The organism is Pedobacter superstes (assembly GCF_037622515.1).
Lineage (GTDB): Bacteria > Bacteroidota > Bacteroidia > Sphingobacteriales > Sphingobacteriaceae > Paradesertivirga > Paradesertivirga superstes.
The window spans coordinates 312,862-328,023 of the sequence record NZ_JBBJCN010000003.1; the positions used below are offsets into that span (position 1 = coordinate 312,862).

Sequence of the window (15,162 nt, forward strand, 5' to 3'; positions counted from 1 at the left end):
TTATTAGGGAGAATGATTCATGCGGGGTGATCTCAACGATCATCCTGCATGATTTTTTGTAAAGTTGAGTTCTCTACTGAATTTTAATTTCAAAGAGTTTGTTCCATTTCTTACCGGTAACAAAGAGGCGTTTTCCATTTGAATCCCAGGCGATGCCATTTAAAACATCGGTAACTCCTTCTACATGATCTCCGGGAGGCAACAAACCCGCTAAATTAATATAAGATTCTACCAGCCCTGTTTTAGGATCTATTATAGCAATGTCGCTTTTGAGATATATGTTGGCATAAATTTTCCCATCAACAAGCTCCAATTCGTTCAAATTACTCACAGGCCCTTTATTATCATATACCTGCAATGTATTTTCCTTTTGATAGGTATCTCTGTTCAAAAAATAAATATTATTTGTTCCGTCTGTATTTAAAATTTGTGTGCCGTTAAATGCTAATCCCCAGCCTTCCCTGCCTGCTGTATAAGGAAACTCGGCTATCTTTTTGAAGGTTTCCTTATCGTAAACAAAGCCAACCCCTTCTCTATAGGTTAATTGAATAATCCTATTACCAACCACAGTTATTCCTTCAGCAAAATATTTTCCGTCGATATCAACTTTAGCTAAAATCTTACCGGTTTTTAAATCCGTTTTTCTCAAACTAGATCCTCCAAGATCTGCGTATCCGCCATCACTTTCATAAAGCACTCCATCATGAAATTCAAGACCCTCAGTATAGGAGGTGGTATCGTGGGGATAAACATTTACTATTTTAAAGCTATGTATTACCGGAACTTTTGAAGGGAGCAGTTGAATATTCGAGCTTACTTCATAAAAATCAGAACCACTATAAATTTTGGCCGTTATTACCCGTAAACCGAATGATAAACCTTCGACAGAATATTTTACCCCCTGAGTATCTGCACGACCTGCGATATATTTTGAATCAATAAAATAGGCAATAGAATCGAATCCACCCGGCTTTGCATCGGTTTTTAGAATGATCGTTTCACCCGGGGTTACATTACCCCCTTCTATGGGTGAAATAAAATATACGGGCTTTTCTGGAGATCTTTTGCAGGAAGTTAATGCCAGCGTGATAATCCCAAATAGATAAAAAGTTTTAACTATGCTTTTACCAAAATGCATCTTCAATATGTTTGAGTGTATATTCACCATTTTTTTGAAAAAGAATTGAAATAATATCAAAACGAATTTCTCCTTTGAAATTCATGAGATAAAGGTATTCTTCTGCAGCCTTTTGCAAAAGTCTTTGTTTCGATTCATTTACAAAATCTTCAGGCTGTCCAAATCCGGTTGATGACCGGGTTTTTACTTCTACAAAAACAATACGCTTATCGCGATAGGCAATTAAATCAATTTCAGCTTTACCAAAACACCAATTCTCATCAAGAATTTCATAGGCAATTTCTTCAAGAAATTTTCGGGCGATGACTTCGCCTTGCTGGCCAAGAAGATTATGAGTTGCCATTATTTTAAAATAACCGACCCTAAAAACCCGGAAATACCTTTTTCGACCTCCTTAACCCTTAAATATCGCTGCATTAAAATAATCTGATTATCCTCATCCGTTTCCTGTTGAATTTCCAGTCTGATATTTTTCAGAATTCTGTCCACCTTTCTCTTCTTTAAGTGAAATATCCCACCCAGAATAGTTGCACGCATATTTTCCGTTTCATTGCGTACATAGATTTTCCGTTTAACGTACCAGTTTTCACTTAAGTTATAAGGTGAAGAAATAAGCGAGATAGCCAATTCTGAAATCTTTGGGTCTTTGTGTTTAATAAAATCCTGTACGGTAGGTAGCTCCCCGTTTTCAATAAGTTTGTTGTATTCCTCCAACACACTTTTACATTGGGGATTATCGAAGCTTACATCCGCAAGGTTTGAAATGACATAAGGAGCAATGTAAGTATCTGTAATTCCATCCCAATGCACCAGCTCATGGCCGTAGTTTAATAATAAACGTACGATCTCTTTTTCCTGAAACTCATCGTTATCTGTATAATTCTCCGCTTCAAGAAACCCGTCTGGTGGCGGCAATTCATCAGGTCTTCCTGCCGGAGCTTCGGGCTTATTATTTTCTCTTTTATTTTTATTGAGCCTTAATTTGTTTAATTCAGCAATTAAGACCCGCTCCTCGATCTGCATTAAAGAACTGCACTCCCGAACAAACACAGAAGCCTTTATTCCATCCGGAATTTTGGCGATACTATCTACAACATCATGAATGATCCCTGCTTTTTTAATAGGATCATTTCCGGCGTCTTTTAAAAGGATGGATGTTTTATAGAGGATAAAATCTTTCTGGTTCTTTTCTAAGAAGGTTTTAAACGCTGAACTACCCAATTTCTGGACATATGAATCAGGGTCATTCCCTTCCGGGAAGAGAACAACTTTCACGTTCAGACCCTCCTCTAGAATCATATCCAAGCCTCGCAGAGATGCCTTTATGCCTGCAGCATCTCCATCAAAAAGTATAGTAATATTCTTTGTAAAACGGGAGATAAGCCTTATCTGCTCTATCGTTAGTGAAGTTCCTGAGGATGCTACTACATTCTCGATGCCGGCCTGCTGAACCGAAAGAACATCTGCATATCCTTCAACAAGGTAGCAGTTATCCAGGTCCCGTATAGCCTTTTTTGCGAAGAAAAGTCCGTACAGAACATTCGATTTATGATAAATCTCGCTCTCTGGCGAATTTACATATTTTGGTACGTTCTTATCCGTTTTAAGAGTCCGGCCGCCAAAACCTATAATTCTTCCTGTAAAGTTATGGATAGGAAACATTACCCTGCCACGAAAGCGGTCATATAAGCCCCCTTTATCGTTACGGATGGATAAGCCTGCCTCCTCAAGAAACTCTTCTTTAAACCCTTCGCGAACCGCTTTCTCGCCTAAGGCTCCCCATTCATCAGGAGAATAACCGAGTTCAAATTTCTTAATAATATCATCACGGAAACCACGCTCCTTAAAATAACCCAGCCCGATAGTTTGTCCGGCCTGAGTTTCCCACATGGTATGACTGAAAAATTTGGCCGCCCAGGCTGAAACTACGAAAAGACTCTCTCTTCGGGTATCAGCTACCTGCTGCTCAGGCGAAGCCTCAATCTCCTCAATCTCAATATTGTACTTATTGGCCAAGTACTTAAGCGCTTCCGGATACGAGTATTTCTCATGATCCATGATGAAGCGGGTCGAATCGCCCCCTTTACCGCAGCCAAAACATTTATAAATGCCCTTGTTTACCGATACGTGAAAGGAAGGAGTTTTTTCATTATGGAAAGGGCAGTTCCCAATTAAGCTGGTTCCCCGCTTTTTTAAATGCACGAAGTCGCCAACCACCTCTTCTATACGGGCAGATTCTAATATTTTATCGACGGTTTCTTTGGCAATCATCAGTAAAAAAACAAGAGTTTAAAATAAGAAGAATTTCGGCTTAGAGCAATCTTACTGCTTACCTATTTTATATCCCTTATGCAAAATCAAAAAACTGGCCTTTTCCTCTTTCTTCAAAGGAATGTCCCAATCACCCTGATAACTTATTTTAGTCGGAAGCAACACCTCACCATTATCAAAATAACCAAGCTCTATATTCATTTGCACATCAAAATCAAAGGCCAGATTATCATACTTCATATCAATATACCTTCCCAGAATCTGGAAATTACGCTTATCAAAAATGGTGGTTAATTCTTTTATCATTAATCCATCCTTTGTCCAGTTCGTTATATCAGGCTTAACTTTAATTGTAAACTTATATACCGGTATAGAATCGAGGTAAGTGCTTGAAAAAAAAGAATAATTGTAATACTGGCGCATGTTTGCTGTAAAAATCTGAGTTTTCCCCCCAATAATAGGAACGCCTTTAATAGGTCTACCGGGAGCAAAAATCAGTGTTTTTAATTTATCCTTATACGATTCATTAGTCCCACCGGCCTTGCCTGAAGCGGGAGCGGAAGATTCAAAATCAGAATTATATGGATTCATAAAAATGTAGTCAAACATTTCCACTGTGTATAACTGGAACTTACCATTTTTCTTATAAAGCTTCCCGCTATCCTGCTTTGCTAAAAGCTGCATTTTATAAGGACCATTATTATTATGGTAGATTTTTCGAAAAACCCTCCCTTCCACCTTGTTCTTTTTATCGTATGTAAACACCCTGTTCTCAGCTGTAAAACTGTACTTTTTCATATTACTGAAAGCCTCATAAAAACTGGTATCTTTCAGCATTTCGTTAATAAAGGTCTCGACATTAAGTCTTTTGGCTGTAATATTTATGACCGTATCAAAAGTTACGGTGAGCACCGTGTCGGGATTAAAACGAGGGATTTTCTGAGCTTCAGCGCTGTATGTTATTATAAAAAGGAGTACTACTCCGATGATTATTTTCATTTGTAGAATAATTGCTTTTATCGGCGATGAAACTTGCATGAGCTTCCTCCCTTAAACTTGAATGATAGTTTCGGTTGCGAATGCTGAGAATGAATTATCGCAGGCCATTTGCGAAGCTTTTCAGCACTTCTTAATTTCCGAGCTGCCTTAAAGCAGTATAAGACATTAAACCCACACTTGTTTTTAAGGCATTTTCATCAATATCAAACGTAGGTGTATGTACTGATGATGTAATTCCCTTTTCCTCGTTTCGAATCCCGAGACGATAGAAACAGGCATCGGAAACCTGAGAATAGTATGCAAAATCTTCCGCGGCCATCCAGATATCAATATCGATGACGTTGTCTTCTCCGAGATAGTCTACGGCAAATTCACGGACTTTAGCGGTTAAATTTTCTTCATTCACAAGGAATGGGTAACCATTTACAATATTAAAATCGCAACTTGCCCCCATACTCTCAGCAATGCCTTCCGCCATCTTTTTCATCCGCTTATGCGCTTCCGCACGCCAGGCTTCATCCAGGGTTCTGAAAGTACCTTCTAGGTAAACTTCATTGGGTATAATATTAGTCGCCCCATTAGCAATTACCTTGCCGAAGGATAATACAGTTGGAAGTTTAGGATCTGCAATACGGCTAACGATCTGCTGCAGAGCAATAATTATATGTGAAGTGATCACAACAGGATCGACATTCTGTTGTGGCTGGGCACCATGCCCCCCTTTACCTTTAACGGTAACATACAATTCGTCTGTCGAGGCCATATATTTACCAGACCGAATGCCTATTTTCCCAGAATCAATAAGGGGCATCACGTGCTGTCCGATAACCGCCTGCGGTTTAGGATTTTGAAGGACCCCTTCTTTTATCATTACGCTTGCACCGCCGGGAAGTTTTTCTTCGGCAGGTTGAAAGATCAGTTTTACAGTGCCTCCAAATTCGGATTGTAGCTCTGTAAGTATTCGCGCCACTCCCAGTAATGAGGAAGTATGGACATCGTGACCACAGGCGTGCATTATCCCAACATTCTGAGATTTATAAGAAACTTCATTGGCTTCAACAATCGGTAAAGCGTCCATATCTGCACGCAGTGCTACCACAGATTCTGAAGGCTTGTCTCCCTTGATTAAACCCACTACACCCGTGTCAGCCATTGAGACCCATTTAATACCAAGGGCATCAAGCTGTGCTTTTACAAAGGCTGATGTTTGATATTCAGCATACGACAATTCAGGATTTTGATGTAAATGCCGGCGAATATCAATGACATCGCCGTGAATACTTTCCGCTAAAGCCTGAATTTTCTCTTTTAACATTTAATGTTTAGTCGAATTAAAAAATCAAAATTAAAAACTAAATAAGCTTAATAACACCAAATTTATTCTAAACCTGCACCATGGCAGTTTTTATATTTCTTCCCACTTCCGCAAGGACAAGGATCGTTTCTTCCAATCTTAACTTCGGCACGTACCGGCATTGTTTTTTGGATTTCGCGTGTATCTTCCATCGGAGCTCCCCCGGCGCTTGCTAATGCGGCAAGCTGAGGCTTTGACACTTTCAATTTTGACAGGTCTTGCTTGGGTTGCGGACGGGCTTCTCTAACTTCTTCTGATTGCTGAGATGGAATACCGCCCTTAAATAAGAAACTTACCACGTCCTTATTCACTGTAACAAGCATCTGTTTAAATAAATTAAACGCTTCCATTTTGTAAATAACCAATGGATCTTTCTGCTCGTATACCGCATTTTGAACGGATTGCTTAAGTTCATCCATTTCACGAAGATGTTCCTTCCAGGCCTCATCTATCAATGCCAGAACTACGGTTTTCTCGAAAGACTTGAACACTTCTGTTCCTTGACTATCTACCGATTTTTTAAGATTGGTAGTAACCTGCATTCCTCTTAAACCATCTGTAAAGGGAACAATAATATTCTCGATGAATTCACCGCGTTCCTCATAAACTTGTTTAAGTACCGGGAAGGCTTGCTGAGAGATCACTTCAATTTTACGCTGATAGTAATCCGTAACCTTTGCAAACATGCGATCGGTTAACTTTGCTATTGATAAACTGGTAAACTCATTTTCATCAATTTCAGGATCAATTGAAAATATTCTTATAAGCTCTAACTTAAAGCCTTCAAAATTTGCGGTTTCTTTATATTCAGTAATAATGTCTTCAACGGTATCAAAAAATGTATTGTTCAAATCCACTTCCAGACGTTCGCCGAAAAGAGCATTCTTACGTTTGGCATAGATAACCGAACGCTGAGAATTCATCACATCATCATATTCTAGCAAACGTTTACGTATACCAAAGTTATTTTCTTCAACCTTCCGCTGGGCCCGTTCGATCGATTTGGTAATCATGGAGTGCTGAATTACCTCGCCTTCCTCAATTCCCATCCTTAACATGATGTTTGAGATTCTTTCTGAACCAAACAAACGCATTAAGTTATCTTCAAGAGAGACAAAGAACTGTGAAGAACCCGGGTCACCCTGACGCCCTGCACGACCGCGTAACTGCCTGTCGACACGACGAGACTCATGGCGTTCTGTACCCACAATGGCCAAACCGCCAGCTTCCTTAACCCCTTCACCTAGCTTGATATCAGTTCCACGACCTGCCATATTTGTAGCAATAGTTACAGTACCGGCTTTACCCGCTTCCGCAACAATATCCGCTTCTTTCTGGTGTAACTTCGCGTTCAACACATTGTGCCTTACGCCTCTCAGTTTAAGCATCCGGCTTAACAGCTCTGATATCTCGACCGAAGTTGTTCCGACCAACACAGGACGACCAGCCTGGGTTAGCGCGGCAATTTCATCGGTTACAGCATTATACTTTTCACGCATGGTACGATAAACCTTATCCTCCATGTCTTTACGCTGCATCGGAACATTGGTTGGAATTTCAACCACATCCAATTTATAGATCTGCCATAACTCGCCTGCTTCAGTTGTTGCGGTACCTGTCATACCGGCAAGCTTATGATACATTCTGAAATAATTCTGAAGCGTTATAGTTGCATATGTTTGCGATGCATCTTCAACCTTCACATTCTCTTTAGCCTCTATAGCCTGGTGCAAACCATCAGAGTAACGACGGCCTTCCATAACACGGCCGGTCTGTTCGTCAACAATTTTAATTTTACCTTCATCAATGATATATTCTACATCATTTTCGAATAAAGTATATGCTTTTAATAATTGATTAACAGAGTGTATACGTTCAGATTTCACTGAAAAATCGCGCATCAGTGAGTCTTTTCTGGCAAGTTTCTCTTCCGTGCTAAGTGTTGACTTCTCAATGTCGGCGATTTCAGAACCTACATCAGGCATTACAAAGAAGTGAACATCTTCACCAGAAGCTGTAATTAATTCAATTCCTTTTTCGGTTAGTTCAACTTGATTTTGTTTCTCATCGATGATAAAAAACAGCTCTTCATCTACCTTTGGCATTTCCTTACCCTGATCCTGCATATAGTAGTTCTCAGTTTTATTAAGGATTTGCTTAATACCAGATTCACTAAGGTATTTTATCAAAGCTTTACTTTTTGGTAAACCGCGGTGCGCTCTCAGCAAAGCTAAACCACCGTCACTAACACCAGATTTTCCTTCTGATATCAATTTCTTTGCTTCATTTAAAGCAGTGTTAACGAAACCCTTCTGAGCATTCACCAGACGTTCAATCCGCGGTTTCAACTCATAAAATTCATGTTCATCACCTCGTGGTATCGGTCCGGAAATAATTAAAGGAGTACGTGCATCATCAATCAAAACTGAATCGACCTCATCCACCATCGCATAATGCAGTTTTCGCTGCACCAGGCTCTCCGGTGTCTGTGTCATGTTATCACGTAAGTAATCGAAACCAAACTCATTATTGGTACCGAATGTAATATCTGCTAAATATGCTCCACGGCGACCCTCAGAATTTGGCTGATGTTTATCAATACAATCTACACTTAACTCATGGAATTCGAATAATGGCCCGTTCCATTCAGAGTCACGTCGTGCAAGATAATCGTTTACTGTTACGATATGCACCCCCTGCCCTGCAAGAGCATTAAGGTATGCGGGCAATGTACCAACGAGAGTTTTACCTTCACCTGTGGTCATCTCAGAAATCTTTCCCTGATGCAACACGATACCACCAATCAACTGAACATCATAATGTATCATGTTCCAAACAACCTCGGTACCAGCAGCCAGCCACGTATTACTGTGAATAGCTTTATCACCTTTTATCTGTACATTATTTTTACGTGCAGCCAGCTCGCGGTCAAATTGAGAAGCGGTTACTTCAAGTTTTTTATTTTCGGTAAATCGACGTGCTGTTTCTTTTACTACGGCAAAAGCCTGTGGCAAAATCTCAAGCAAAATAACTTCAAGCTGCTTATCGCGGTCCTTCCCCAGTTTATCTACCTTATCGTAAATATCTGTTTTATCATGGATGGATAGTTCGAGACCTTCAGCCTCTTCCTTTAAATCATGAATTTGCTTATCAATATCGGCTAGCGCCTCTTTAATTTTAGCTTTAAACTCAGCTGTTTTCTGCCGCAATTCATCATCACTTAAAGAAGCTAATTTGGGATATTCTGCCTTAATCTGTTCAACCAGAGGTTGAATTTGTTTTATATCGCGTTCGGACTTGCTACCGAATAGTTTATTTAAAAAACCTAACATGTTGTATAGAATGAACTCTGTTTTAATCAATAATTACGCCAGCACTGCCAATAAGCCAATCTGACACAACTGGATGCAAAATTAATTTTATTTGCTGAATAATTGCGGGGAAAATCATTCTAATAAATAACTTATCTAACTACAGAAAATTGTCTGTTCACAAACCTGAATATTCATCTCAAAATCCTTTAATACCTTCTGTCAAAGATCATCATCATCTAAATCAAACCAGTCGGTGTCAGGATCATCATCATCATTATAATCCTTCCCTTCTTCAGAAACCATTTTCATTTCAAAATCATCGGTAGTATCAATCACATATCTTATAGTCCAATCATCTTTGCAATCATTAGTGACATCGAACGTTCTGATCCATGCAATAAAAATAACCCTGAATTCTTCCACTGCATTTCGCATCAGAGTAACGTAATCGTTATGATTTATATTTATTAAATGCGCAAAAAGCACGCCTTCAAACATCTCCTTTATGGCGAATTTAATCTTGATAGCATTCTCCATTTTTAGCGAATACGCGTCGCAACCAACTGCGCCAGCTATTCTGGAGCCTATTATCATGGCATTACTTAATATCTGATGTTCGATATGTTCTCTCTGATCATCATCTTTTAACGCTTCACAGATATGCTCTGCCAGAAATAATATTTCCTTAGCCTTTTGATAAACCGGCAATTTCTCTACGTCATCAAACATTTCAAAAATTTTAATGAATGGATTTACAATATTCTTAATTCCCTTTAACAATATAGAATTTTATCTTTGCGCAATGAAAATCCTTTTACTTGGTTCTGGCGGAAGAGAAAGCACTTTTGCCTGGAAGATATCTCAAAGTCCGCTTTGTAAAGAATTATATATCGCACCCGGCAATGCCGGTACTGGTGCATATGGAAAAAATATTAATTTATCAGCGACAGATTTTAAAGGCATTCGTCACTTTGTAATTGATAACGGTATTACCCTTGTAATTGTTGGACCAGAAGAACCTCTTGTAAAAGGAATTCATGACTATTTTCTTGCCCATGATGATTTAAAAAATATTCCTGTAATTGGCCCCCAGCAACAAGGCGCCCAACTAGAAGGAAGCAAGAATTTTTCAAAGGCTTTTATGAGGCGACATAATATTCCCACCGCTGCGTCAGCTTCGTTCACTATTAATTCTTTGAGCGAGGGTTTATCATATTTAGAAACTCACAAACTTCCGATTGTACTTAAAGCAGACGGTCTGGCTGCGGGAAAAGGTGTACTGATCTGTCAGACCCTGGATGAAGCCCAGTCAGAATTAATAGATATGCTGCAGAATGCAAAGTTTGGTGAAGCCAGCAGCACAGTAGTAATCGAAGAGTTTCTTACAGGAATAGAGCTGTCTGTTTTTGTATTAACAGATGGTCAGAGTTATAAAATATTGCCTGAAGCTAAAGATTACAAACGTATTGGAGAGGGAGATACAGGCTTAAATACAGGAGGTATGGGTTCCATATCACCGGTTCCTTTTGCCGATGCTGCTTTTATGAAAAAGGTTGAGGAATCAATTGTAATTCCAACTATTCATGGATTAAAAGCGGATCATATTCCTTTTAAAGGATTTATTTTTATTGGCTTGATGAATGATAACGGAGAGCCGAATGTGATAGAATATAATGTAAGGATGGGCGACCCGGAAACAGAAAGTGTTCTTCCCAGGATAGAAAGTGATTTTCTGGACTTATTACTGGGAGTTGCAAATGAAAACCTTGCCGAAAAAGAACTTATAATCTCTCCCAAGACCGCAGCAACGGTTATGCTTGTTGCAAGCGGCTATCCGGGTGAATATATGAAAGGGAAAGTTATTTCAGGTCTTGACAATATACGGGAATCACATGTTTTTCATGCCGGAACGACACTGGATGACAGTTTAATCAGAACGTCCGGAGGCAGAGTTCTTGCAATTACTTCTTTACAGGACACAATGTTTGATGCCGTTCAGCAAGCTGTAGCCGATGCCGGAAGAGTATATTATGACGGACGATATTTCAGAACCGATATTGGATTTGATTTACTTTAAATTGAAAAAGCTCTGCATTGACAGAGCTTTTTCATTCTTATCTGAATCTTTCCGATCAATTCTTCTTATTTAAAATATCATTAAGCGCTGACTCAAGTTGCTCTCCCCGAAGATTTTTCGCAATTATTTTTCCTTCCGGATCGAGAAGAAAATTTTGAGGAATACCGGTAACGTTGTACATCACAGCAACTTCATTCTTCCAGAAATTCAGATCAGAAACCTGGGTCCAGGTTAATTTATCATCCTCGATAGCTTTAAGCCAGGCAGATTTAGCTCCGGGTCTATCCAATGATATCCCTAAAACTGTGAAGTTTTTGTCTTTGAACTGATTATATACTTTTACCACATTAGGATTTTCCTGCCTGCAGGGACCACACCAGGAAGCCCAAAAATCCAACAAAACATATTTCCCTCTAAAATCAGTAAGTTTAACCTGCTTTCCTTCTACACTGGCCTGAGAAAACACCGGCGCCGTTGCGCCTACCGCAAGATTTCTTTCCTTTTTAAAACGCTCACTAATGATCTTTGCCGATGGCATTTTCTTAATATCACTGCCCAACAAATCGTACAGAGAATCTACCAATTTATAATTTTGAGAATATTCCGCGATCTCCGGCAACAATAACAAACCCATAAAGGTATCCGGATTTGTCTTTAAAAAACCTAACCTCGCATCGTGCATTTCTTTTTTATAATTTTCATATGCATTTTGAAATACAAGCTGTAAGGAATCGCGATTACCGCCGTTCATTGCTTTCTGTCTCATTATTTCGTAAAACTCATTAAACCCCTGGGTACTGGGTGCTGTTTTACTTAAATATGCTTTAAAATCTTTGTCCGCTTTTGATCCTGAAACTTTAGCAGAAGACAATTTATCTGCTATAGCAATATTTATAATTCCTTTATCAATTAATAGCGAAAGTGAAGCAGTATCAGCTTTAGCGTCCTGACTAAAAGATAAGAAAGCTTGCTCAGGCTCTTCAATTTCGCCCTTAATGGAAAATTTTCCATTAACAAAAGATATAGGCACAACTTCAGGCTTTGGCGTGCCGTACATCTTAATACGGGTGAAGTATAACTTTTTGTTTTGAAGCTTTTGACCAACGCTTCCCTGTATTTCAAACTTTTGTTTTTGGGCAAAAACATTAAACGACAGGAACAGAAGCAGAAATAATATTTTAACTTTCATTTGAATATAATTGTTTTTTACAGGCTATGAAGCTATCATGAGCAAGTTCATTTTTATTATGCTCATGAGGTTTCATTAATTAAGCTTTTGATAGGTGCGCCACCATAAATCCGGCATCTCTCCAGAAACGGCAATTTGGTAATCTTCGTATCTGCATGGAATTAAATGATAACGCTCATTTTTTGAAGTACCCACAGGATAAGGCACCTGCATCCACCACCTGTCAGTTTTCTTGCTTTTAACAAATACCAGTTCGTGACTATTATCTTTTAAGGAGGCGCGATAGATAAGATATTGAGATTTAGGCTGAAGTGGAAAATCCTTTTTACGATTATAAAAGCCATCCACGAAATACCAGATCATTTGAGCCAGAAGCATGGCTGTTTGTCCATTAGTATCATAGGCAGGATTAAATTCATAAAAGCCTATCGAAGTTAATTTATCGTTCATGCCAGCATACCGGCAAATCTGACAGGCGTCTTCCCCGTAAAAACCATTAGGGCCGGCATTGGCATTACCCCCGCCATCCGAAGAGCGAATTGCAGCTATATCAAAACTTAATAAATTAGCATTCCGGATGATTGGTTCGGATGTAGATATATTTCCGGAAAACTCGCCCAGACGATGTATGTCAAAAAACAATTTCTCCATTACCCGCAAACTATCCTGATTAACATAATATGTTTGATACCCGATATTACTAAAGTTAAACAGGTAGTTTGGCTGATGCAGTAATATTTTATTCAGGTAAGATGTCGAAGTTGTTTCGATTGACGTATCCCTTGCCGAATCGTCCAAATCGAATTTAGGATCTATAATTACTACATCAACCTTCTGTTCTAATGACTCGTAGGCAAGATATTGAGCGTAGGTCAAATCTTGTCCTCCTCCAATAATCAGAGGTACAATATCTTTTTTTATCAGCTCAGCTACTACTGTTTTCAGGGCAAAATAAGTGTCTGAAACGGTATTACCAGCTTTAATATTGCCTAAATCCACTATCCTTACAGTATTTGTTCCCTGAAAAAGAGAATAAAATTTCTCCCTGACATAATCAGGTCCCAAAGCACACCCCTGGTTATTTAAAGCATTTCTGTCTTCCAGAACCCCTACAATCGCTATATCAAAAGTCTGAGTTTCTATATCAGGAAAGCTGTGCATATGTATTTCAACCTGCGAACCTAACTGACTGGTAAAAAACTCTTCGTGAGCACCCACTTTATTAGAATCTACAGGTGAAAAAAAATCGGCTAAAGACATTTAATTTTATTAAGTTGGAATTTATAAGCGTTGAGGGCCTTAATCCTTTGTCCAAATATCAACTTTATAATTTAATTTAATAAATGAAACTAGTTTTTCAAATGAGTCAGTTGATCGAAATAAGTCTAATCGTCTATTAATCTTGCAGATCAGATAAATATTCAGAACCATGAAGCCGTCAATTACTTTAGTATTATTTATGGCTTGCTGTGTATTGTTTGCCTGGGCACAGCCGTCAAGTCAAGGGCAACCTGGCGGATCTGTTAATATCAGGATATGCACTCCTAGTCGGGCGCACCTGGTCATTAGGAAACCGCTCTATGTGGTATTTTCTCACAATAAAATTATTGCAAAAGGAGATTCAATATTGCCTTCATTGCTACCTGATGCAATTAAATCGATAAATGTGGTTAAAGACAGCATCGCGAATTTAAAATACGGTTCTGCAGCACAACACGGGGTCATTGAAATTTTTCTAAACGACGACAAATATCCTGAGGCATATAAGACCTTCATTAAAGGTGATTAAAAAAATATGTAAGTTTGACATCAATTTCAAACTTCATCTTTGATGATACTGGTTACCGGCGCTACTGGATTTTTAGGTTCTGAATTAGTTAAACAACTGCTCGAAAAAGGCCAGCAGGTACGTGCCATTAGACGGGCCTCATCGGTAATTCCGGCTATTTTAACCAATCAAAGTTTATTAGAATGGGTTGAAGCAGATATCCTCGATTATTTTGCCCTTGAAAGTGCCTTTGAAGGAATTTCACAGGTTTATCATTGCGCCGCATTCCTCTCCTTTGCCTCCGAAGACAAAAAAAAGCAGCTAAGTGTTAATAAAGAAGGCACTAACCATGTGGTAAATCTTTCTCTGGAGAAGAATATTCAAAAACTGGTTTATGTAAGTTCTGTAGCAGCGCTGGGAGATGCTAAACAGGGTCTGCCGGTTACTGAAAATAATCACTGGGAATTCAACGGGACTCAGCAGGGCTATTCGATTTCAAAATATGAAAGCGAAATGGAAGTGTGGAGGGCAATGGCAGAAGGGTTAAATGCAGCCATTATAAATCCCTCTATTATAATCGGAAAAAATGCCGGAACATGCGGTAGCGGGCAAATCTTTGAAACCGTTAGAAAAGGATTAAAATTTTATACAAGGGGAAGTAACGGTTTTGTAGACGTAGCCGATGTAGCCAGAGCAATGATCACACTAATGCAAAGCGAAATATCGGGAGAACGGTTTCTAATAAATGCCGAGAATTGGACTTTAAAAGATTTACTAACTGAAGCTGCCAGAATTTTTAATCTTAACCCGCCAACAATAGAGGCAAGGCCCTGGATGATGGCTTTAGGCTGGAGAGGTGCCGGCTTGCTTTCAACATTAAACGGTAAAAAGTATGGACTGACTAAGGATACTACCCGTAATGCCTTCAGAAAAATGGTTTACTCTGACGATAAATTTCGTAGATATTTCCCTGATTTTAAATATAAACCTATTAAAATCAGTATTAAAGAGGTGTGCAATGCCTTAAACAAATAAGAGGTTTGTTACATTTG

12 protein-coding genes are annotated in these 15,162 nt (G+C 39.0%); 3 read left to right on the forward strand and 9 right to left on the reverse strand.

Annotation, left to right across the window (positions count from 1 at the left end; all coding sequences use genetic code 11):
* Positions 1 to 73 precede the first annotated feature (73 nt).
* From WG906_RS10215 to WG906_RS10245, 7 genes are all read right to left on the reverse strand, one after another.
* Positions 74 to 1,138, reverse strand: coding sequence for a glutaminyl-peptide cyclotransferase (locus tag WG906_RS10215; RefSeq protein ID WP_339992492.1), 1,065 nt, complete (start codon positions 1,136 to 1,138; stop codon positions 74 to 76).
* The gene (locus tag WG906_RS10220) at positions 1,125 to 1,481 is read right to left on the reverse strand and encodes a YraN family protein (RefSeq protein ID WP_339992493.1); all 357 of its coding nucleotides are present in this window, start codon (positions 1,479 to 1,481) and stop codon (positions 1,125 to 1,127) included. The genes WG906_RS10215 and WG906_RS10220 overlap by 14 nt, the downstream gene beginning before the upstream one ends.
* Positions 1,481 to 3,409 (reverse strand): DNA primase, encoded by a 1,929-nt coding sequence (dnaG, locus tag WG906_RS10225; RefSeq protein WP_339992494.1) that lies wholly within the window; start codon positions 3,407 to 3,409, stop codon positions 1,481 to 1,483. The genes WG906_RS10220 and dnaG overlap by 1 nt, the downstream gene beginning before the upstream one ends.
* Before the next feature lie 51 nt (positions 3,410 to 3,460).
* A complete protein-coding gene (locus tag WG906_RS10230) occupies positions 3,461 to 4,408 on the reverse strand; it encodes a hypothetical protein (protein ID WP_339992495.1) in 948 nt (315 codons plus the stop codon).
* A gap of 130 nt (positions 4,409 to 4,538) precedes the next feature.
* A complete protein-coding gene (locus WG906_RS10235) occupies positions 4,539 to 5,723 on the reverse strand; it encodes a M20 metallopeptidase family protein (RefSeq protein WP_339992496.1) in 1,185 nt (394 codons plus the stop codon).
* A gap of 62 nt (positions 5,724 to 5,785) precedes the next feature.
* Complete coding sequence (gene secA / locus WG906_RS10240; RefSeq protein WP_339992497.1) at positions 5,786 to 9,094, reverse strand: preprotein translocase subunit SecA; 3,309 nt, start codon at positions 9,092 to 9,094, stop codon at positions 5,786 to 5,788.
* Between the two features lie 201 nt (positions 9,095 to 9,295).
* A complete protein-coding gene (locus WG906_RS10245; RefSeq protein ID WP_339992498.1) occupies positions 9,296 to 9,805 on the reverse strand; it encodes a hypothetical protein in 510 nt (169 codons plus the stop codon).
* Positions 9,806 to 9,878: 73 nt separating this feature from the next.
* Here WG906_RS10245 and purD point away from each other — a divergent pair, with 73 nt between their 5' ends.
* Positions 9,879 to 11,153: a phosphoribosylamine--glycine ligase gene (gene purD, locus WG906_RS10250; RefSeq protein ID WP_339992499.1), complete on the forward strand. Its 1,275-nt coding sequence runs from the start codon at positions 9,879 to 9,881 to the stop codon at positions 11,151 to 11,153.
* 55 nt (positions 11,154 to 11,208) lie between these two features.
* Here the strand turns inward: purD and WG906_RS10255 are convergent, their stop codons facing one another.
* Positions 11,209 to 12,342 carry a redoxin domain-containing protein gene (locus WG906_RS10255; RefSeq protein ID WP_339992500.1) on the reverse strand — a complete coding sequence of 378 codons (1,134 nt, stop codon included), beginning with the start codon at positions 12,340 to 12,342 and terminating at the stop codon, positions 11,209 to 11,211.
* Between the two features lie 75 nt (positions 12,343 to 12,417).
* Positions 12,418 to 13,602 carry a formimidoylglutamase gene (locus WG906_RS10260; protein ID WP_339992501.1) on the reverse strand — a complete coding sequence of 395 codons (1,185 nt, stop codon included), beginning with the start codon at positions 13,600 to 13,602 and terminating at the stop codon, positions 12,418 to 12,420.
* A 169-nt stretch (positions 13,603 to 13,771) separates the two neighbouring features.
* Between WG906_RS10260 and WG906_RS10265 the strand changes: the two genes are divergently transcribed.
* Entirely contained in the window at positions 13,772 to 14,131 is a 360-nt protein-coding gene (locus WG906_RS10265; protein WP_339992502.1) for a hypothetical protein, read from the forward strand.
* Positions 14,132 to 14,173: 42 nt separating this feature from the next.
* Entirely contained in the window at positions 14,174 to 15,145 is a 972-nt protein-coding gene (locus WG906_RS10270; protein WP_339992503.1) for an NAD-dependent epimerase/dehydratase family protein, read from the forward strand.
* The last annotated feature ends 17 nt before the right edge of the window (positions 15,146 to 15,162 follow it).